The organism is Streptomyces sp. NPDC012825 (assembly GCF_042900925.1).
Lineage (GTDB): Bacteria > Actinomycetota > Actinomycetes > Streptomycetales > Streptomycetaceae > Streptomyces.
On sequence record NZ_JBIBBZ010000002.1, the window covers coordinates 136137 to 154667 of the forward strand.

Consider the following 18531-nt stretch of genomic DNA (forward strand, 5'->3'; position numbering starts at 1 on the left):
GTGGTTCACCCCCACAGAGGGGCCGCCCCGAACAGAGGGAACCGCCCCGGAATCACCCCGGCGCCCCTCCCCCGCCCCCGGCCGGCGCAGCCCAGCGCGCGCCCGGGGCCGGACGGCCGGACGATGCGAGGAGGACCGCGCACCACCTCGCACGTGCCGGCACCGCACTCCGGAGGATCCGCCATGACCGTCAGCCTTGAGCAGCTGCGCCGCTGCCATGTCGCCGTCGACCTGGGTGCCTCCCGCACCCGGGTCTTCGTCAAGGGCGCCGGACTCGTCGTCGACGAGCCGAGCGTCGCCGCCGTCAACATCCGTACCGGCGCGCTGATCGCCGTGGGCGAGCTGGCCGAGAAGATGACCGGCCGCACCCCCGACTACATCCGGGTCGTGCGCCCGGTCTCGGGCGGCACGGTCGTCGACATCGAGATGGCGCAGCGGATGCTCCGTCACCTCCTGGGCGAGAAGCTGCGTCGGCAGCTGCGCCGCAAGCCCCGGCTGCGCGCGGCCGCGTGCACCCCGCACGGCAGCGACCCGCTGGCACAGCGCGCCACCGTGGAGACCCTGGTCGGTCTCGGGGCGCGCCGGGTCGAGCTGGTCGACACCCTGATCGCGGCGGCCGTGGGGTGCGACCTGCCCGTCGAGCAGCCGACCGCGACCATGATCATGGTCTGCGGGGCGGCGACCACGCAGGTCGCGGTGCTCTCGCTGGGCGCGATCGTCACGGCGGAGCGGATGCCGGTCGGCGGCGACGCCATCGACCACGCGATCGTCCAGCACCTGCGCCACCACCACGAGCTGATGCTGCCGAGCCAGTCGGTGCGTCCGCTGCAACTGGCCCTCAGGGGCAACGGCCTGACGTCCGAGGGCCCGGCCTGGACCGAGATCCACGGCCGGGACGTCGCCACGGGCCTGGCCCGTTCGGTGACCGTCGACACCGCCGCCGTGCGGGAGGCCATCCACACCCCGCTGACGGCGGTCCTCGACGGCATCGGGAAGGTGCTGCGGGACTGCCCGCCGGACCTGGTGGCCGACCTCGCGGACCGGGGGATCATGATGGTCGGCGGCTCCGCCCTGCTGCCGGGCCTCGACGAGATGCTGCGCGAGGCGACCGGGATGCCGGTGCAGATCGCCGAACGGCCGGACGTGTGCGCGGTCCTGGGCCTCGGCGCGATGCTGGAGGGCAGGGTCCAGCCGATGGCCTTGGACCAGCTGTCGGTGCGGGACCCCTTCGCCGACGAGGAGGAGAAGGAAGAGGTGTGACCCCCGGCCGCCCGCAAAGCGCCCGAAAATCCCCCTTCGTACGACAATGAGACCATGACGCTCATGGACGAGGACAGGGACGAGGGGACCTCCGGAGCACGGGACGAGAGCGTCTCCGAAGCACGGGACGAGAGCGTCTCCGGGGCACGGGGCGAAAGGGTCTCCGGAGCACGGGGCGAGGACCCGCCCCGTCTCCCCCTGCTGCTCGAAGCGGTCCTCGGCGTCGGCACGGACCTCGAACTGCACGCCACGCTCCAGCACATCGTGGACTCCGCCACCGAACTGACCGGCGCCCGCCACGGCGCGCTCGGGGTCCTCGACCCCGAGCGCCGGCGGCTCACCGAACTCTTCACCGCGGGCATGACGGAGGAGGAGCGGCGGCGCGTCGGCCGCCTCCCCGACGGTGGCGCCGAACCGGCCGGCGCCCCGGTCCGGGCCCCCCGGCCGCCGCGGCGCGACGATCCTACGGCCGATCCGCGCTCCTCCGGCGTGCCCGGGGGCCGTCCGGAGACGCACACCTCCCTGAGCGTCCCGATCCGGGTCCACACGGAGGTCTTCGGCGACCTCCACCTCACCGAGAAGCGGACGGGCCGCTTCACCGAGGAGGACCTCGCCCTGCTCCGGGTGCTCGCCTCGCAGGCCGGGATCGCCATCGGCAACGCCCGCCTGTACGAGACGGCCCGGCAGCGGGAGCGCTGGATCGAGGGCGCGGCCGCGGTGACCACGGCCCTGCTCACCGGCGCGTCCGCCGAGAACGCCCTGACGACCGTCGCCGAACGGGCCCGCGTCCTCGCCGCCGCCTCGGCCGGGGTGGTCCTCCAGCCCACCGCGGAGGGCGGGATGGAGATCGTCGCCGCCTCGACCCCGGACGATCCGGACGACCTGATCGGCACGACGATCGCGCCCGGCTCCCCCGTGCTCGGCCGGCTCCTCGGCGGGGAGCCGGTCTTCGTGGAGGACTCGGCGACCGACCCGCGGATGACGACCCGTGTCCGGTCCCGTTTCGGCCCGTCGATGATGCTGCCGCTGCGGAGCGGCGGGCGGCTCATCGGCACCCTCGCCCTCCCCCGGCGGCGCGGCGACCCGCCGTACTCGGCGGTGGACCGGCTGCTCGCCTCGCAGTTCGCCTCGCAGGCGGCGCTCGCGCTCGTCCTCGCGGACGCGCGCCACGACCGGGAGCGGCTCGCGGTGTACGAGGACCGGGACCGGATCGCCCGGGACCTGCACGACCTGGTCGTCCAGCGCCTGTTCGCCACGGAGATGATGCTGGAGTCGACCCGGCGGCGGACGGCGGAGTCCTCCGAGGAGAGCACCCTGCTCGGCCGGGCGGTGGACGAGCTGGACTCCACGATCCAGGAGGTCCGCACGACCATCTTCGCGCTCCAGCAGCCACCGGCGGACGCCCCGACGACCTTCCGGGGACGGGTGCTGCGCGAGACCGGCGGCGCGGCGGCCCTGCTCGGCTTCCAGCCGTCCGTGCACTTCTCCGGCGCGGTCGACGCCCTCGTGGACGAGAAGACCGGGGAGAGGCTCCTCGGCGTCCTGCGCGGGGCGCTCGCGGCGGCGCACCGGCGGTCCGGGATCGGCGCGATCACCGTCGGGGTGACGGCCGGGGACGGGGACGTCCGGCTGCGGATCGAGGACGACGGAACCCCGCCGACCGTGGTGACCTGGCCCGGGGACCCGTAGGAGGCCGTGCACGGGATCCACGGACACGACCCCGTACGGAGCAGCCCGGCGCGCCCCGGTCCCGGACCGGATCTTGACTGGAGGGGTGGACACCGACACCAAGCCCCCGACCGCGGCGGCCTACCGCAATCTGGTGATGGCCACCATCGGCTTCACGCTCACCTTCTGGGCGTGGAACCTGATCGCACCGCTCGCGAGCTGGTACGGCGACCGGCTCGGCCTCAGCTCCTTCCAGCAGTCGCTGCTCGTCGCGGTGCCCGTCCTGGTCGGCTCGGTCGGCCGCGTCCCGGCCGGCGCGCTGACGGACCGGTACGGGGCGAAGCTGATGTTCCCGCTGGTCTCGGCGCTGACGATCGTCCCCGTGCTGCTCCTGACCGTGGTCAGGGACAGCTACGGCCTGATGCTGGTCGTCGGGTTCCTCCTGGGCCTGGGCGGCACCACGTTCGCGATCGGCATCCCGCTGGTCAACTCCTGGTTCCCGCCCGCCAAGCGCGGTCTGGCGCTCGGGGTGTTCGGCATGGGCATGGGCGGCGTGGCGCTCTCCGGCTACTTCACGCCCCGGATCGCGAAGCACGGCGAGAACCTGCCGTTCCTCGTGGTGGCCGTCGCGCTCGCCGCGTACGCGGTGCTCGCCTTCCTCCTCCTCACCGACCGGCCCGACCGGCCCGTGCCCACCGCGCCGCTCGCGACGCGGCTGGGCTCGGCGGCGCGGCTGCGGGTGACGTGGGAGCTGTCGGCGCTGTACGCGATCGGCTTCGGCGGCATCGTCGCGTTCGGCGTCTACCTGCCGACGTACCTGAAGACCTGGTACGAGCTCGACGCGACGGACGCGGGCACCAAGGCCGCCGGCTTCGCGCTGGTCACCGTCGTCTTCCGGCCGATCGGCGGCTGGCTCTCGGACCGGTTCCACCCGGCGCTCGTGACGGCCGTCGCACTGGGCACGGCCGCCCTGTTCGCGATCGTCCAGGCCTTCGACCCGCCGCTGTACCCGGGCGGCACGATCGCCCTCCTGGTGATGGCGGCCGGGCTCGGCACGTCGAGCGGATCGGTCTTCGCCCTGGTCTCCCAGGTCACCCCGCAGGCCAAGGTCGGCAGCGTGACCGGCATCGTCGGCGCGATGGGCGGCCTGGGCGGCTTCCTGCCGCCGCTGGTGATGGGCGCGATCTACAGCGCCAAGGGCTCGTACTCGATCGGCTTCATGCTCCTCTCCGACCTGGCGCTCGCGGGCTGTGTGTACGCGTACGGGCGGATGCGCGGGCTGCGGCCGGGCGGCGAGGAACCGGATCCGGAACCGGCGAGGGCGACGGCGGGCCGTCCCTGAGGAGGCCTCCGGGCAACCTCGGGGGAAGCTCGGGGAAGCGTTCGGAGAATGCCTCCGCCGTGCGGGCAGAATCTCCCCGGTGACCTTGGCGAGACCCCTCGCCGCCGACCCGAGGAGGACGACCGGTGAGTGTGTTCTTTCCCGCTGTCGCTGCCCGTTCCGACCGGCCCGCGCTGCGCTGCGGCGCGGACTCGCTGACGTACGGGGAGCTGGCGCGGACCGCAGGCGCCCTGGCCGTCCGGCTCGACGGTGCGGAGCGGGTCGCCGTCTGGGCCACTCCGAGCGCGCGCACGGCGGTCGCGGTGGTCGCCGCCCTGCTCGCGGGTGTCCCGGCCGTGCCGCTCAATCCGCGCACGGGCGAGCGGGAGCTGGCGCACGTCCTCGGGGACAGCGCGCCCGGCGCGGTGCTCGCGAGCCCGGAGGACATACTGCCGGCGGGACTGGCGAAGCTCTCCCGGATCGACGTGGGGCTCGACGCGACCGGTCCCCTCCCGCCGGCCGGGGAGAAGGAGATCGACCCCGAGTCCCCCGCCCTGATCGTCTACACCTCCGGCACCACGGGCCCCCCGAAGGGCGTCCTGCTCTCCCGCCGGGCGGTCGCCGCGTCCCTCGACGCGCTCGCCGAGGCCTGGGCGTGGACGGCGGACGACGTCCTCGTGCACGCGCTGCCGCTGTTCCACGTGCACGGGCTCGTCCTCGGGATCCTGGGCCCGCTGCGGCGCGGCGGCGAGGTCCGGCACCTGGGCGCGTTCTCGGTGGAGGGCGTGGCGCGGGAGCTGGGCGCCGGGGGCGGCACGGTGCTGTTCGGCGTGCCGACCATGTACCACCGGCTCGCGGACGCGCTCTCCGAGGACGAGGGGCTGGTCCGGGCGCTGGCCGGGGCGCGGCTGCTCGTCTCGGGCTCGGCGGCGCTGCCGGTCCACGACCACGAGCGGATCGCGGCGGCGACGGGCCGGACGGTCGTGGAGCGGTACGGGATGACGGAGACCCTGATGAACACCAGTGTGCGGCCGGGCGGGGAGCCCCGGCCGGGGACGGTCGGCACTCCGCTGCCGGGCGTGGACCTGCGGCTCGTGGACGAGGACGGCTCGGTGCTCGACGCGTACGACGGGGAGGCGGTCGGGGAGGTGCAGGTGCGCGGCCCGAACCTGTTCTCCGGCTATCTGAACCGTCCGGAGGCGACGGCGGCCGCCTTCGACGGGGACTGGTTCCGCACCGGTGACGTGGCGGTGCGGGAGGCGGACGGGGCGGTGCGCCTGGTGGGGCGCCGGGCGACCGACCTGATCAAGTGCGGCGGCTACAAGATCGGGGCGGGCGAGATCGAGAACGCGCTCCTGGACCATCCGGGGGTGCGGGAGGCGGCCGTCACCGGTGAGCCCGATCCGGACCTGGGCGAGCGGATCGTGGCCTGGGTGGTGCCCTCCGACGTGCGGGAGCCGCCGGCGGAGACGGAGCTCGCGGACCACGTGGCGGGGCTCCTCGCCCCGCACAAGCGCCCCCGGGCGGTGCGCTATCTGGACGCGCTCCCCCGCAACGACATGGGAAAGATCCTGAAGAAGGCACTGCCGACGACGGGGCGGACATGAAGGGACGGACCTCCCGGAACCCACGGAACCTGAGGGACCTGAGGGACCTGAGGGACCTGAGAAGCCCACGGAACTCGTGGAAGTCGTGGAAGTCGTGGGATTCAAGGAGTCGGGTCGAGGGCGTCATAACGGCGGAACCCGCGCCCGTACAGGGCGAGCAGTCCGACGGCGACGACGCAGGCGATCCCGCCGCCGGTGATCGCGACGGCCGGGGAGGTCAGGTCCGCGGCGGAGCCCGCGAGGAAGTCCCCCAGCCGGGGCCCGCCCGCGACGACCACGATGAAGACGCCCTGGAGCCGGCCGCGCATCTCGTCGGGGGCGGCGACCTGCATCATCGTGTTCCGGAAGATCATCGAGACGGTGTCGGAGTAGCCGGCGAGAGCGAGGAACAGCAGCCCGAGCCAGAGGTTCCGGGTCAGCCCGAAGACGGCGATGGCGGTGCCCCAGCAGGCGACGGCGATCAGGATCGCCTGCCCGTGGTGGCGGATCCGGCCCTGCCAGCCGGACAGGATCCCACCGAGGAGCGCTCCGAACGCGGGCGCGGCGACGAGGAGTCCGGCGGTCTTCGCGTCCCCGCCGTACCAGAGCACGGCGACGGCCGGGAAGAGGGCGCGGGGGTGGGCGAGGATCATCGCGCAGAAGTCGGAGAAGAACGTCATGCGCAGGTTGGGGCGGGTGGCGAGGAAGCGCAGTCCGTCGAGGACCGAGGCCCGTTCGCTCCCCTTGCGGTCGGGGAGCATCGACGGCAGCCGCCACATCGCGTACAGGCTCGCGGTGAAGGCGACGGCGTCGACGAGATAGGCGGTCTGGTAGCCGGCGGCCCCGACGATCAGACCGCCGAGGCTGGGTCCGACGAGGGTGCCGAAGGTCATGACCATCGAGTTGAGCGCGTTGGCGGCGCGCAGCTGCTCGGGCGGCAGGAGCCGGGGGATCATCGAGCTGCGGGCGGGCGAGTTGAGCGCGGCGCACACGGCCTGGAGGGCGACGATCGCGTACAGGAACCAGACGCGGTGGAAGCCGGCGAACGCGGCGCCGGCCAGGGCTATGGAGAGCACGGCGGAGCCGGCGGCGCTGGCCAGGCCGAGCTTGCGGCGGTCGACGGTGTCGGCGATCGCGCCGCCGTACAGGCCGAAGACGACGAGGGGGACGAGGGAGAAGAGCCCGACGAGCCCGACGGAGAAGGGCGAGCCGGTGATGTCGTACACCTGGAGGGAGACGGCGAGGGCGGTCATGCCCTGCCCGACCCAGGAGACGGTGTTCCCAAACCAGAGGCGGCGGTAGTGGGCGGAGGTGCGCAGCGGGGTGAGGTCGGCGAAGACCCGCCGGCGCTCCCGTTCCCGCTCGTGCTCCTGCTCGCGCGCGTCGGTGGCGGTCACGCGACGTCGTACCGCAGCTCGGGGCGCTCCCAGTGGACGTGGCCGGAGGGCGGGACGGTCCCGGTGCGTACGGCGCCGGTGCGCAGGTAGAACTCCTCGGCGGGCGGGTGCGCGACGACCTTCACGGAGTGAAGCCCGGCGGCCCTGGCCTGCTCGGTCATGTGCTCCATGAGCATCCGTCCGATGCCGAGCCCCTGGGCCTCGTCGGCGACGAACGCGAGGTCGAGTTCGGCCCCGGTCGCGTCGCCGTCCCCGACTCCGGCCCCGGCTCCGTCGACGAGGAGCGCGTAGAACCCGAGCACCCGGCCGTCCCCGCCACCGTCGGCGGCGACGAAGACGGGATGGTGCTCGATGTACGAACCGCCCACCTGGTACCCCTCGACCATGGCGGCGTAGTCCCCGCGGTAGGCCCGGGAGCCCCGCACGAGCCGGGTGAGCCGCCGGAAGTCGTCGGCGGTGGCACGCCGGATGGTGATGTCGGACATGGAGTGAGTATAGGGGCGGGCGCGGAATTGGCTCCTTACAGTTTGATGAACGGAGGTTCCCGGAGCGACAGGGTCAGGCCGCCGCTCCGGCCACACCGGGGTCAGGCGCAGCCGGAGAGGTCCTCGGGGTCGGCCGCGTCGAGCCGGACGGCCAGCGCGTGGAGCCGCTCGCGCAGGTCGCCGAGTTCCGCGAGGTCCAGGCCGGTGGCGGCGGCGATCCGGCGCGGCACGCCGAGGGCCTCCTCCCGCAGCGCGACTCCGGCCTCCGTGAGGCGCACGGTGACGGACCGCTCGTCCTCGGGGCTGCGCCGCCGCTCGACGTACCCGGCCGCCTCCAGCCGCTTGAGCAGCGGCGACAGGGTCCCGGAGTCGAGACGCACCCGCTCCCCGATGCCCTTCACGGACAGCTCGCGGTGCTCCCAGAGCACGAGCATCACGAGGTACTGGGGGTAGGTGAGCCCGAGTTCCCTGAGCGCCTCGCGGTAGACGCCGTTGAAGGCGCGGGTCGCCGCGTGCAGCGAGAAACAGATCTGCCGGTCGAGGCGGAGGAGGTCCCCGTCGGGAAGAGCATCGGGAAAACCGACGGGAAGACCGGCAGGGTCGCTGGGGAGGGTCTCGGGCGTCTCCATGCCCCTCAGGATACGCGAGGACGCATCACACCCGATTAAGATGCACACAACTAAATGGCACGCTACAAATGAAGAGCCACCGCACCCAGGACAGCAGGACAGGACGGAAGAGAACCCATGGACGCGATCTACACCGCCGTCGCCACCGCCAACGGCCGCGAGGGCCGCGCCGTCAGCTCCGACGGCCACATCGACCTCCCCCTCGCCCACCCGCAGGCGCTCGGCGGCAACGGGCAGGGCACCAACCCCGAGCAGCTCTTCGCCGCCGGGTACGCGGCCTGTTTCGCCAGCGCGATGGGCGTGGTCGCCCGCCAGGAGAAGATCGACATCACGGACGCCTCCGTCACAGCCGAGGTCTCCATCGGCAAGGACCCCGCCGACGGCGGCTTCGGCCTCGCGGTCGTCATGCGCGCCGAGTTCCCGGAGCACCTCCAGGGCGAGGCGGGCCTGGCCCTCCTGAAGAAGACCCACGCCTTCTGCCCGTACTCCAAGGCCACCCGCGGCAACATCGAGGTCGAACTGGTCGTGGAGTAACCACGCCCCCGGCCACGCTCCCGCCCCGCCTCCGCGCGGGAGCCGTACGAAGGTCCCGGCGCCGCACCCGCGCGCCGGGACCTTCGTACGACCGGCACCGGGGGTTCGTCCACCGTACGGCGGGCAGCCATGGGACGGCCGCCGGACGGTGGCCCGTGGGCGCTGTCCTTGGGGCGCCCGTCGGGCAGGAGCCCGGCCGCCGCACGCGCGCCCCACCCGTGCCCGCCCCCACCCGGAGGAGAACTCCCCCATGGCCGACCTCGACCGCCGCCGGTTCCTTCAGCTGACCGGCGGCGCCGCCGCGTTCACCCTGCTCTCGGAGAGCATCGCCCGCGCCGCCGCGATACCGGCACAGGGCTCCACCGGCACCCTCCAGGACGTCGAGCACATCGTGGTCCTGATGCAGGAGAACCGTTCCTTCGACCACTACTTCGGCTCGCTGAAGGGGGTGCGCGGCTTCGGCGACCCCCGGCCGGTGACCCTGCCGAGCGGGAAGTCCGTCTGGAACCAGTCCGACGGCTCCAAGGTGACCCTGCCGTTCCGTCCGCAGAGCGCGAAGCTGGGCATGGAGTTCCTCCAGGGCCTCAACCACGACTGGGCGGGCGGCCAGAAGGCCTTCGCGCAGGGCCGGTACGACCAGTGGGTCCCGGCCAAGACCAGGGCCACGATGGCGTACCTCACCCGCGAGGACATCCCGTTCCACTACGCGCTCGCCGACGCGTTCACGGTCTGCGACGCCTACCACTGCTCGTTCATCGGCTCCACCGACCCGAACCGCTACTACCTGTGGAGCGGCCACACCGGGAACGACGGCACGGGCGGCGGCCCGGTCCTCAACAACGCCGAGGCGGGGTACGGCTGGAAGACGTACCCCGAGCGCCTGGAGGCGGCCGGGGTCTCGTGGCGGATCTACCAGGACGTCGGCGACGGCCTGGACGCGGCGGGCTCCTGGGGCTGGATCAACGACGCGTACCGGGGGAACTACGGCGACAACTCCCTCCTCTACTTCAACAGCTACCGCAACGCCCAGCCGGGGAACCCGCTGTACGACAGGGCACGCACCGGCACGAACGCCAAGAACGGCGAGGGCCTCTTCGACCGGCTGCGCGCCGACGTCCAGGGCGGCCGGCTGCCGAAGGTCTCCTGGATCGCGGCCCCGGAGGCCTTCTCGGAGCACTCCAACTGGCCCGCCAACTACGGCGCCTGGTACATCGCGCAGGTCCTGGACGCGCTGACCTCGAACCCGGACGTGTGGGCGCGTACGGCCCTGTTCGTCACGTACGACGAGAACGACGGCTTCTTCGACCACGTGGTCCCGCCGTACGTCCCGGCCTCGGCGGCGCAGGGCCTCTCCACGGTCGCGACCGCCCTGGACCACTTCCCCGGGAAGACGGGATACGTCGCCGGCCCCTACGGCCTCGGGCCGCGCGTCCCGATGATCGTCGTCTCGCCCTGGTCGAAGGGCGGCTACACCTGCTCGGAGACCTTCGACCACACCTCGGTCATCCGCTTCGTGGAGGCGCGCTTCGGCGTCCGGGAGCCGCAGATCTCCCCCTGGCGCCGGGCCGTCTGCGGCGACCTCACCTCGGCCTTCGACTTCACGCGCACGGACGCCCGCCCGGCCTCCCTCCCGCCGACCGCCGGCTACTACCCGCCGGACCGGGACCGCCACCCCGACTTCCCGGCCACCGCGCCCGCGACGGGCACGATGCCCCGCCAGGAGCGGGGCGCGAAGCCGACCCGCCCGCTGAAGTACGCGCCGTACGTGGACGGCGCCGCCGACACGACGGCCGGCACCTACCGCCTGACCTTCGGCGCGGGCCCCGGCGCGGGCGCGCAGTTCTACGTCACCTCGGCGAACCGCACGGACGCGCCCTGGACGTACACGGCGGAGGCGGGCAAGTCGATCTCGGACACCTGGAACACCAAGTACTCGGCCGGCGTCACCGACCTCACGGTCCACGGCCCCAACGGCTTCCTGCGCCGCTTCCGCTCCCCCGGCAGGACGGCCGCCCCGGAAGTCACCGCCCGCCACAACGCCACCACGGGCGGCCTGGACCTGACCTTCACCAACCCGGGCACGACCACGACGGTGACCGTCACCAACACCTACGGAGGCACCCCGAAGACCCTGACGGTCACCAAGGGCACCACGACCACCCACACCGTCACCCCACCCACCGGCCACCGCTGGTACGACGTGACGATCACCTCGCCCACGTCCCCCGACTACCTCCGCCGCCTCGCGGGCCACGTGGAAACGGGCACCCCGGACGTCTCGGACCCGGGGATCCTGACGTACTGACCCACGTGCCGGGCCCCGGTGCGTACCGGGGCACCGGGGCGCACGGGGTACGCACAGGGGCCGCACCCGCCGTCGAGCGGGTGCGGCCCCCGGCCGCGAAGCCGGACCGGAGCACCACCGGGGCGCTCCGGAGCACTAAGGCGTCTTCTGGCGCAGAGAGGCACCGGCGCCGGTGTCGTCGCTGCTCGCAGTCGCGTCGAGGACGGGGAGTCCCGCGTCCGCCCGGCGGCTTCGAGCCCACATCGCCAGCGAGAGGAGCAGGGCGGCCGTCGTGGCCAGGGCGGCCGTCAGCGTGACGCCCCGGACGCCGAAGCCCAGGTCGATGGTGGTGCCGCCGAGCCAGGCGCCGAGTCCGTTGCCCAGGTTGAAGGCGGACACGTTGGCGGAGAGGGCGAGCGCCGGCGCGGCGGCGGCCACCGAGAGGATCCGGGCCTGGAGGGCCGGGATGATGGAGAAGCCGGCGGCGCCGAACAGGAACAGCGCGGCGACGGCGGGGATCTGGTGCGGGCTGGCGACCCAGAAGAGCAGGAGCGAGACCAGCAGGGCCGCCTGGGCGGTGAGCACTCCGCGCATGACGTTGGCGTCCGCGGCCCTGCCGCCGAGGATGTTGCCCAGTACCGAACCGATGCCGAAGACGATCAGCAGGACGCCGACCATGGCGGGGGCGAAGTGGCCGACGTCGCGGAGCAGGGGCGCCAGGTAGGTCGACGTGGTGAAGACCGCCCCCTGGGCGAGCACGGTGATCAGCATGGAGAGCTGGAGGCTTCCGCTGCGGAACACCTTGAGCTGGTCGCGCAGCGAGACCTCCTCGCCGGCACCGTCCTCGCCGCCGGTGCTGAGTCCGCTCGGCACGAACGCGTAGACGAGGGCGACGCACACCAGGGCGAAGAGCGTGATGAAGACGAAGGTGGAGCGCCATCCGAACTGCTGGCCGATGAGGGTGCCGATGGGGGAGCCGAGCACGTTGGCGAAGTTGAAGCCCAGCGCGATCTTGGCCATGGCGGTCGCCTGCTTGTCCGGAGGCGACATGAGGGCGGCGACGTGCCAGGCGACGGCGGCGAAGGTGCCGTGGCTGAACGAGGTGAAGATGCGCGCCCCCATCAGCATCCCGTAGTTGGGCGCCAGCGCGGCGACGATGTTGCCCACGATGAAGATGCCCATCAGCCCGAGCAGGAGCCCCTTCCGCGACCACTTGGCGGTCAGCAGGGTGATGATCGGGCCGCCGATGGTCACACCCAGCGCGTAGCCGGTGACCAGGAGCCCGACCGTCGGGACGGACACGCCCAGATCGGCGGACATCTCGGGCAGGATCCCCGCGATGGCGATCTCGGCGGTGCCCACGCAGAAGACCCCGAGCATCAGGGCGAGGAGGGGCAGGGGCATGGTGACCGAGCCTTTCTGGGGAGCGCTTTCAGATGCATGCAATTACATGTAGATGATGGAGGAACGCGAGGGTGTGGTCAACCGGCGCAAGGAGTTACGCTGGGCAACGTGACAGGCGGGTGAACAGAACGTCCGAAAGACTCAGCGAAGGGCCGCGTCAATGGAGACATGGGGACCCCGCGGCGAGCTGGACGAGCTCGCCCTCTGGCGGCAGCTGGCCCGCCTGACGGAGCAGGTCAACACGGCGGCGAGCAGACGACTGACCCGCGGCCACGGAGTCTCCACCGCCGAACTCCTCCTCCTGCTCTCCCTGTCGGAACGGCGCGACGGCACCCTTCGGATCTCGGAGCTCGTCAGGACGCTGGGCACCAACCAGCCCTCCGTCAGCCGGATGGTGGCCCGCCTCGAAGAGGCCGAATGGGTCGTGCGCCACTCCGCCGTCGACGACAGGCGCGGGGTGGACGTACGGATCACCGAGGCCGGCCGGCAGGTCGCCGGGGCGGCGGAGCAGACCCTGCGCAAAACACTGACCGAGACCTTCGACGCGGCCGCGGTCAGCGACTCCACGGCCTCGCTCATCGCCCGGCTCCGGTACGCGCCGGCCATGCCGGTGGACTGAGTCCCCGCCCGCGGCACCCCGGAAACGCTCCCATTCCCTTCCGTCACGCCTCGTTACATGCATCTGAATGCATATAATGTGACCACCGTCACGTTGAAATGCATTCGCATGACGACCTAGCGTTCGAACTCGGCGGTCGGCCCGCTTCGGCCGGTTTGCCGCCTTTGGTCCCCATCGATCCCATGGAGGTCCTGCCATGCCTGGTACCGCAACGCCCCGGTCCACCGCCCTGCACTCGACCGCCGACCTTCCCAAGCCCCCCGGGCTGCACTGGAACGTCCGGGCCAAGCAGCCCGTCGACTACAGCGTCAGCATGGTGCGCGGACTGCTCGACCCCGAGAACCCCACCCTCGCCCAGGCCTGCGGCGGCGGCTGGGGTCGTCCCTTCCGCTCCCTCGTGGTGATCGACGCGACCGTCGACGCGCTCTACCGGGACCGCTTCGAGGCGTACTTCGCCCACTGGCGGATCGAGGCGACCTGGCAGGTCGTCCAGGGCGACGAGGAGGCGAAGTACCTGGAGCAGGCCATCCTCGTCACCGAGGCCATGTCGCGCATGGGGATCCTGCGCCGCGCCGAGAAGGTCGTCGCCGTCGGCGGCGGCGTCGTCCTGGACATCGTCGGCTTCGCCGCGAGCCTGTACCGCCGCGGCGTGCCCTACGTCCGCGTCCCCACCACGCTGATCGGCCAGATCGACGCGGGCATCGGGGTCAAGACCGGGATCAACTACGGTCACCACAAGAACCGCCTGGGTTCCTACTTCGCGCCGGAACTCGCCCTGATCGACCCCGAGTTCCTCCGCACCATCGACCCGCGGCACGTGGCCAACGGCATGGCCGAGATCGTCAAGATGGCGCTGGTCAAGGACGTCGCCCTCTTCGACCTGCTGGAGGCCACGGCCGGCACCCTCACCTCCGACACCCTGGCCGGCTGCGGCTCCGCGGTGAGCGAGGTCCTGTCCAGGGCGATCTCCGGCATGCTCGACGAGCTCGAGCCCAACCTGTGGGAACAGGTCCTGGAGAGGTCGGTCGACTACGGGCACACCTTCAGCCCCTCCCTGGAACTCCGGGCCGATCCGCCGCTGCTGCACGGCGAGGCCGTGGCCGTCGACATGGCGATCTGCCTCGCCCTCGCCCACCTGCGCGGGCACCTGTCGGAGGAGGACACCGACCGGGCGCTGAGACTGCTGCAGGACCTCGGCCTGCCCGTCGCCCACCCGACCTTCACCCGGGAGCTCCTCGAAGAGGCCCTGGGGGACGCGGTCAAGCACCGCGACGGGCTCCAGCGCGTGCCGCTCACCCGGGGCATCGGCTCCGTGGTCTTCGCCAACGACCTCACCCCGGAAGAGCTCGGCCGCGCCCTGGACTTCGTCACCGGATGGAAGGCGACCAGGAGCGGCGAGCTCGCCGGCGCCGCGATATGAGCGCCGCCGTCACCGTCTTCGACGTCGGCGGTACCCACATCCGCCAGGCGTGGTGGCTGCCCGGGGGCGAGCTGCGCGTCCGCACCTCGCGCCCCTCCCCCAGTTTCAAGCGCTTCCCCGGCACCGGCGCCGCCGAGCTCCGGGCCATGATGGTCAAGGACCTCTGCGACACGGTGCCGGAGACGCCGGGCGCCGTGGCCGGCGTCTCCTTCGGCGCCGCGCTCGACCACCGCTCCGGCCTCGTCTACGCCTCCGCGCCCCTGTGGGGCGAGCACAGCGAGCCGTACGACCTGCGGGCGGCGCTCGCCGCCCGGCGCCGCGACGTCGACTGGCACATCGTCAACGACGTCACGGCCGCGCTGCTGCACGCCGCCGCGCACCCCGGCCGCGCCGAACACCGCAAGATCCTGCTGGCCACCGTCAGCTCCGGCATCGCCTGCCGCGTCATCGACCGGCGGCGGGGCCTGATCCCGGTGGACAGCAGCGGTCTGCAGGGCGAGATCGGCCATCTGCCGGCCCGTGCCGAACTGGCCGGACGACCGCTCGAAGCGACCTGCGACTGCGGGAAGCCGGGGCACCTGGCGGCGTACTCCTCCGGCCCCGGCATCGCGCGGGCCGCGGATGTCCTCAGGGAGCGGGAGCCCGGCCGCTGGTCGGCGTCCCGGCTCGGTGCGGCGACGGCCGGCGGCCTCGGCTTCGAGGAGGCGCTGCGCGGGGCCCTCGACGAGGGGGACGCCCTCGCGGGCGAACTGCTCGACGCGGTCGCCGCTCCCGTCGCGGACGTCCTGCGCACCGCCCTGTGCCTCGACCCCGAGATCGACGAGGCGGTCCTGACCGGTGGCGTCGTGCACGGACTCGGCGACCACTACCGGCGCGCCCTCCTGAAGTCCCTCGCCCGGCAGGGGCTGTACCTGACCAGCGAGCACACCCCCGACTGGTGGGAGCGGCGCATCACCGTCGCCGCTGCGGGGGAGGCCGACGGCCTGGTGGGCGCGGGGATCGCGGCCAGCGCCGCGGCGGCGGCCGGTTCCGCGTCCGCGTCCGTACCGGCGACCGTACCCACGACCGTCGCCGTGCCCACGGCCTTGTCCGGCCCGGCGACCGTCGCCGTGCCCCCGGGCGCGTCCACCCCGTCCGGAGCGGCGGCGTGACGGCGCCGGAGGACGTCCCCGTGCACCGGGCGCTCGTCCGGGAGGCGGGAAAGGTCCGGCTGCGTCCGCGTCCCACCCCGCGCCCCTCCCCGGGCGAACTCCTCGTGACCACCCCGGTGGCGGGGCTGTGCGGAACGGACATCCAGATGCTGCGCGGGCTGCGCGACGATCCGGCGCCCGTCATCGGCCACGAAGGCGTCGCCCGGGTGGTCGCCACCGGTCCGGGCGTCCCCGGGTCCCTGGCACCCGGCACCCCCGTCGTCGTCAACCCGACCCACCGGGACGACCCGTCCTTCCTCCTCGGGCACAACGTCGACGGCCTGCTCCAGGAGTTCACCCTCATCCCCGCCACGGCGGTGCGGGACGGCCTCGTCGTCCCGCTGGAGCAGGTGCCCGACGCCGAACTCGGCACCCTCGTCGAACCGCTGGCGGCCGTGCGGTACGCCCTCGGCCTCCTGGCGACGGCCGGCCCGCGGACCCTGGTCGTCTACGGCGACGGGAACATCGGCCAGCTCGCCGTGCGCGCCGCACACGGGCTGCTCGGGGCGGACGTCCGCGTCCTGCTCGTGCACCACACGCCCGAAGGGCGTCGGTGGAGCGACCGGCACCCCGTCCCCGGGACGGAGCCGGTGGGCGGCACGGCCCAGGACGGGCCGCCACCGCTCGGCGACGGGCCCACGGCCGCCCTGCTCGCCACCCCGCGCGACGGGACCCTGGACGCCCTCGCCGCCGCCCTGCGGCTCGGCGGCGGCGACCTGACCGTCGACCTGTTCGGCGGCCTCCCGCCGGGCGCCGCCTGCGACCTCCTGCCCGGGATCGACCTCGCCGCCGTACGGGCCGCCAACTGCGCCGGACACCCGGTGCCGGCCGTGTTCACCGAGACCACCACGGCAGAGGGCCGGCGCGTCCGGCTGACCGGCCACCGCGGCGTGGGCAACGGCCACCTCCTGAAGGCCGCCGCCGAACTGTGCCGCCACCCGGCGCTCTACCGCGACCTGGTGACCCACGTCGTGGAACCCGCCGAGGCCGCCCGCATCATGAACGGCCTCTCGGCCGGCCGCCGACGGAACGTCGACGGGAACCGACTCCTCAAACTCGCCGTGCGCTTCACCCCGGCACCGGCCTCACCCAGGGAGAGATGGTGACAGCACAAGGGCAGAACGGCCGCCGCGCGCTGGTGGTCGGCGGTTCGACGGGCATCGGCCGCGGTATCGCCGACGCCTGGGCCGACGCGGGCCTCGACGTGACGGTGCTCAGCAGGTCCGCCCCGGCCGGCCCCGGAGCCGACCGGCTCCGCTGGAGGGCCACGGACCTCACGGACCCCGACCGGGTCGTCGAGGCCCTGGACGCCGCGGCGGCGGAACCCCTGCGCGCCGTCTGCTACTCGGCGGTCCACTACGGCGCCGGGCGCGCCCTGTTCCGGGACTGCGACGTGGCCGAGTGGCGCCGCCAGATCGACGTCAACCTGCACGGCCTCTGGCTGACCCTCGACCGGACGCTCCCGGCGCTGCGCCGCCCCGACTCCCCCGGCGTGTTCCTCGGGGTCTCCTCCGAGGTCGTCTACAACGCCGGTCCCGGCCGGTCCGGTTACGCCGCCTCGAAGGCCGCGGCCTCGGCCCTGCTCGACTCCGTCGCCCAGGAGGAGAGCATCGAAGCGCCCGGCGGGGAGGCCCTGCGCATCGTCCAGGCCCTCCCCGCCGGCATGGTCGACACCCCCGGGATCCGGCGCCGCCGGCCCGAGGACTTCGACTACAGCGCCTACATGACGCCGGCGGGCTTCGGGCCGCTGGCCCGCGAACTGGCGGCGACGTCCGGTGCCGGACTGCACGGCGCGCACCTCGTGGTCGACGGCTCCGGCGCCTGGCGTCCGGTCGGCGACGGAAGGCCGGCCTCCCAGAGCCGCGCCCTCACCACGCGGACGGCGTCGTGACCCCGCCCTCCCGGGTGGGAGTCGCCGGCTGGCGGCTGCCGGGGGACCACTTCGACGCGGTCGCGCTGGCCCGGCAAGTGGGCGCCGACGGCCTCCAGCTCGACCTCGGCGGCCCGGGCCGCGGGCCGTGGCTCGACGCGCCGGGCACCGCGGCCCGGCTCCGCGACGACGGCGCCGCACACGGCGTGGAACTGCTCGGGGTGGCGGGCAACACCCTCAACGACATCGGGCTCACGGCGCCGGCCGGCAGCCGGGACGCGCTGCGCGCCCGGTACGTCCTGATCCGCGTCCTGGACGCGGCCCGGGCCCTGGACGCGCCGCTGGCGTTCGTCCCGAGTTTCCGCCGCAGCGCCATCGACGGGCCGGACGACCTGCGGCGCACCGCGGACGTCCTGGCCTGGGCGGCGCGGGAGGCCGAGGCGCGCGGACTGGTCCTGGCCAGCGAGAACGCCCTGGAACCCGCCGCCGCGCGCGCCCTCGTGGAGCAGGTGGCCGTCCCCTCCTTCCGGCTGGTGCTCGACACGTACAACCCGCGGGTGTACGGGGTCGACGTCCTGGCGCTGATCGAGGCGACGCACCCGTGGATCGCGCCACAGGTCCACCTCAAGGACGGCACCGGCGGCGTCGTGGGACGGGAGCTGCTCGGCGACGGGGACGGCGGGGTGTGGGAGGCCCTGACCGTCCTCCTCTCCCACGCGGACGCGCCCCCCGACGCGCTGGTCCTGGAGAACGACTACCGCGACGGCGACCTCCGCCGCCTCGTCCTCGACATCGGGCGCGCCCGTGTCCGCGCCGCGGGGGCGGACCGGTCGGCCACCGCCCCGGACCACCCAAGGAGCTGAC

Annotated in this window: 16 protein-coding genes; 12 read left to right on the top strand and 4 right to left on the bottom strand. The window is 73.5% G+C overall.

All coding sequences use genetic code 11. The features are described from left to right. The first annotated feature begins 183 nt into the window (after positions 1 to 183). The 4 genes from ACFY7E_RS06210 to ACFY7E_RS06225 all read left to right on the top strand — a co-directional run bounded on the left by ACFY7E_RS06210 (position 184) and on the right by ACFY7E_RS06225 (position 5856). Positions 184 to 1260: a rod shape-determining protein gene (locus ACFY7E_RS06210; RefSeq protein ID WP_383442182.1), complete on the top strand. Its 1077-nt coding sequence runs from the start codon at positions 184 to 186 to the stop codon at positions 1258 to 1260. 54 nt (positions 1261 to 1314) lie between these two features. After that, complete coding sequence (locus tag ACFY7E_RS06215; RefSeq protein ID WP_389481349.1) at positions 1315 to 2949, top strand: GAF domain-containing protein; 1635 nt, start codon at positions 1315 to 1317, stop codon at positions 2947 to 2949. Positions 2950 to 3085: 136 nt separating this feature from the next. After that, entirely contained in the window at positions 3086 to 4270 is a 1185-nt protein-coding gene (locus ACFY7E_RS06220) for an MFS transporter (RefSeq protein ID WP_389482196.1), read from the top strand. Positions 4271 to 4395: 125 nt separating this feature from the next. Next, positions 4396 to 5856 (top strand): acyl-CoA synthetase, encoded by a 1461-nt coding sequence (locus tag ACFY7E_RS06225; RefSeq protein ID WP_389481351.1) that lies wholly within the window; start codon positions 4396 to 4398, stop codon positions 5854 to 5856. Between the two features lie 101 nt (positions 5857 to 5957). Here ACFY7E_RS06225 and ACFY7E_RS06230 read toward each other — a convergent pair whose 3' ends face one another. The 3 genes from ACFY7E_RS06230 to ACFY7E_RS06240 all read right to left on the bottom strand — a co-directional run bounded on the left by ACFY7E_RS06230 (position 5958) and on the right by ACFY7E_RS06240 (position 8346). Further along, complete coding sequence (locus ACFY7E_RS06230; protein ID WP_389481353.1) at positions 5958 to 7232, bottom strand: MFS transporter; 1275 nt, start codon at positions 7230 to 7232, stop codon at positions 5958 to 5960. Further along, complete coding sequence (locus tag ACFY7E_RS06235) at positions 7229 to 7717, bottom strand: GNAT family N-acetyltransferase (RefSeq protein WP_389481355.1); 489 nt, start codon at positions 7715 to 7717, stop codon at positions 7229 to 7231. The genes ACFY7E_RS06230 and ACFY7E_RS06235 overlap by 4 nt, the downstream gene beginning before the upstream one ends. A 101-nt stretch (positions 7718 to 7818) precedes the next feature. Continuing rightward, a complete protein-coding gene (locus ACFY7E_RS06240) occupies positions 7819 to 8346 on the bottom strand; it encodes a MarR family winged helix-turn-helix transcriptional regulator (protein WP_389481358.1) in 528 nt (175 codons plus the stop codon). A 117-nt stretch (positions 8347 to 8463) separates the two neighbouring features. Between ACFY7E_RS06240 and ACFY7E_RS06245 the strand changes: the two genes are divergently transcribed. Both ACFY7E_RS06245 and ACFY7E_RS06250 read left to right on the top strand, forming a co-directional pair. Next, positions 8464 to 8880: an organic hydroperoxide resistance protein gene (locus ACFY7E_RS06245; protein ID WP_125668527.1), complete on the top strand. Its 417-nt coding sequence runs from the start codon at positions 8464 to 8466 to the stop codon at positions 8878 to 8880. 250 nt (positions 8881 to 9130) lie between these two features. Beyond that, a complete protein-coding gene (locus ACFY7E_RS06250) occupies positions 9131 to 11185 on the top strand; it encodes a phosphocholine-specific phospholipase C (protein ID WP_389481361.1) in 2055 nt (684 codons plus the stop codon). 135 nt (positions 11186 to 11320) lie between these two features. On the opposite strand, the gene ACFY7E_RS06255 is transcribed toward ACFY7E_RS06250, so the two are convergent. Beyond that, on the bottom strand, positions 11321 to 12568 hold the full coding sequence (locus tag ACFY7E_RS06255; protein WP_389481363.1) for an MFS transporter: 1248 nt from the start codon (positions 12566 to 12568) through the stop codon (positions 11321 to 11323). Positions 12569 to 12728: 160 nt separating this feature from the next. Here ACFY7E_RS06255 and ACFY7E_RS06260 point away from each other — a divergent pair, with 160 nt between their 5' ends. The 6 genes from ACFY7E_RS06260 to ACFY7E_RS06285 all read left to right on the top strand — a co-directional run bounded on the left by ACFY7E_RS06260 (position 12729) and on the right by ACFY7E_RS06285 (position 18530). After that, positions 12729 to 13187: a MarR family winged helix-turn-helix transcriptional regulator gene (locus tag ACFY7E_RS06260; protein ID WP_389481365.1), complete on the top strand. Its 459-nt coding sequence runs from the start codon at positions 12729 to 12731 to the stop codon at positions 13185 to 13187. Positions 13188 to 13383: 196 nt separating this feature from the next. Beyond that, the gene (locus tag ACFY7E_RS06265) at positions 13384 to 14607 is read left to right on the top strand and encodes a sedoheptulose 7-phosphate cyclase (RefSeq protein ID WP_389481367.1); all 1224 of its coding nucleotides are present in this window, start codon (positions 13384 to 13386) and stop codon (positions 14605 to 14607) included. Next, positions 14604 to 15758 carry an ROK family protein gene (locus ACFY7E_RS06270; protein WP_389481369.1) on the top strand — a complete coding sequence of 385 codons (1155 nt, stop codon included), beginning with the start codon at positions 14604 to 14606 and terminating at the stop codon, positions 15756 to 15758. Before ACFY7E_RS06265 ends, ACFY7E_RS06270 begins: the two co-directional genes overlap by 4 nt. After that, the gene (locus ACFY7E_RS06275) at positions 15755 to 16903 is read left to right on the top strand and encodes an alcohol dehydrogenase catalytic domain-containing protein (protein WP_389481372.1); all 1149 of its coding nucleotides are present in this window, start codon (positions 15755 to 15757) and stop codon (positions 16901 to 16903) included. Before ACFY7E_RS06270 ends, ACFY7E_RS06275 begins: the two co-directional genes overlap by 4 nt. After that, positions 16897 to 17688: an SDR family NAD(P)-dependent oxidoreductase gene (locus tag ACFY7E_RS06280; protein WP_389481374.1), complete on the top strand. Its 792-nt coding sequence runs from the start codon at positions 16897 to 16899 to the stop codon at positions 17686 to 17688. Before ACFY7E_RS06275 ends, ACFY7E_RS06280 begins: the two co-directional genes overlap by 7 nt. Then, the gene (locus tag ACFY7E_RS06285) at positions 17685 to 18530 is read left to right on the top strand and encodes a sugar phosphate isomerase/epimerase family protein (RefSeq protein WP_389481377.1); all 846 of its coding nucleotides are present in this window, start codon (positions 17685 to 17687) and stop codon (positions 18528 to 18530) included. The genes ACFY7E_RS06280 and ACFY7E_RS06285 overlap by 4 nt, the downstream gene beginning before the upstream one ends. Position 18531: the final 1 nt, after the last annotated feature.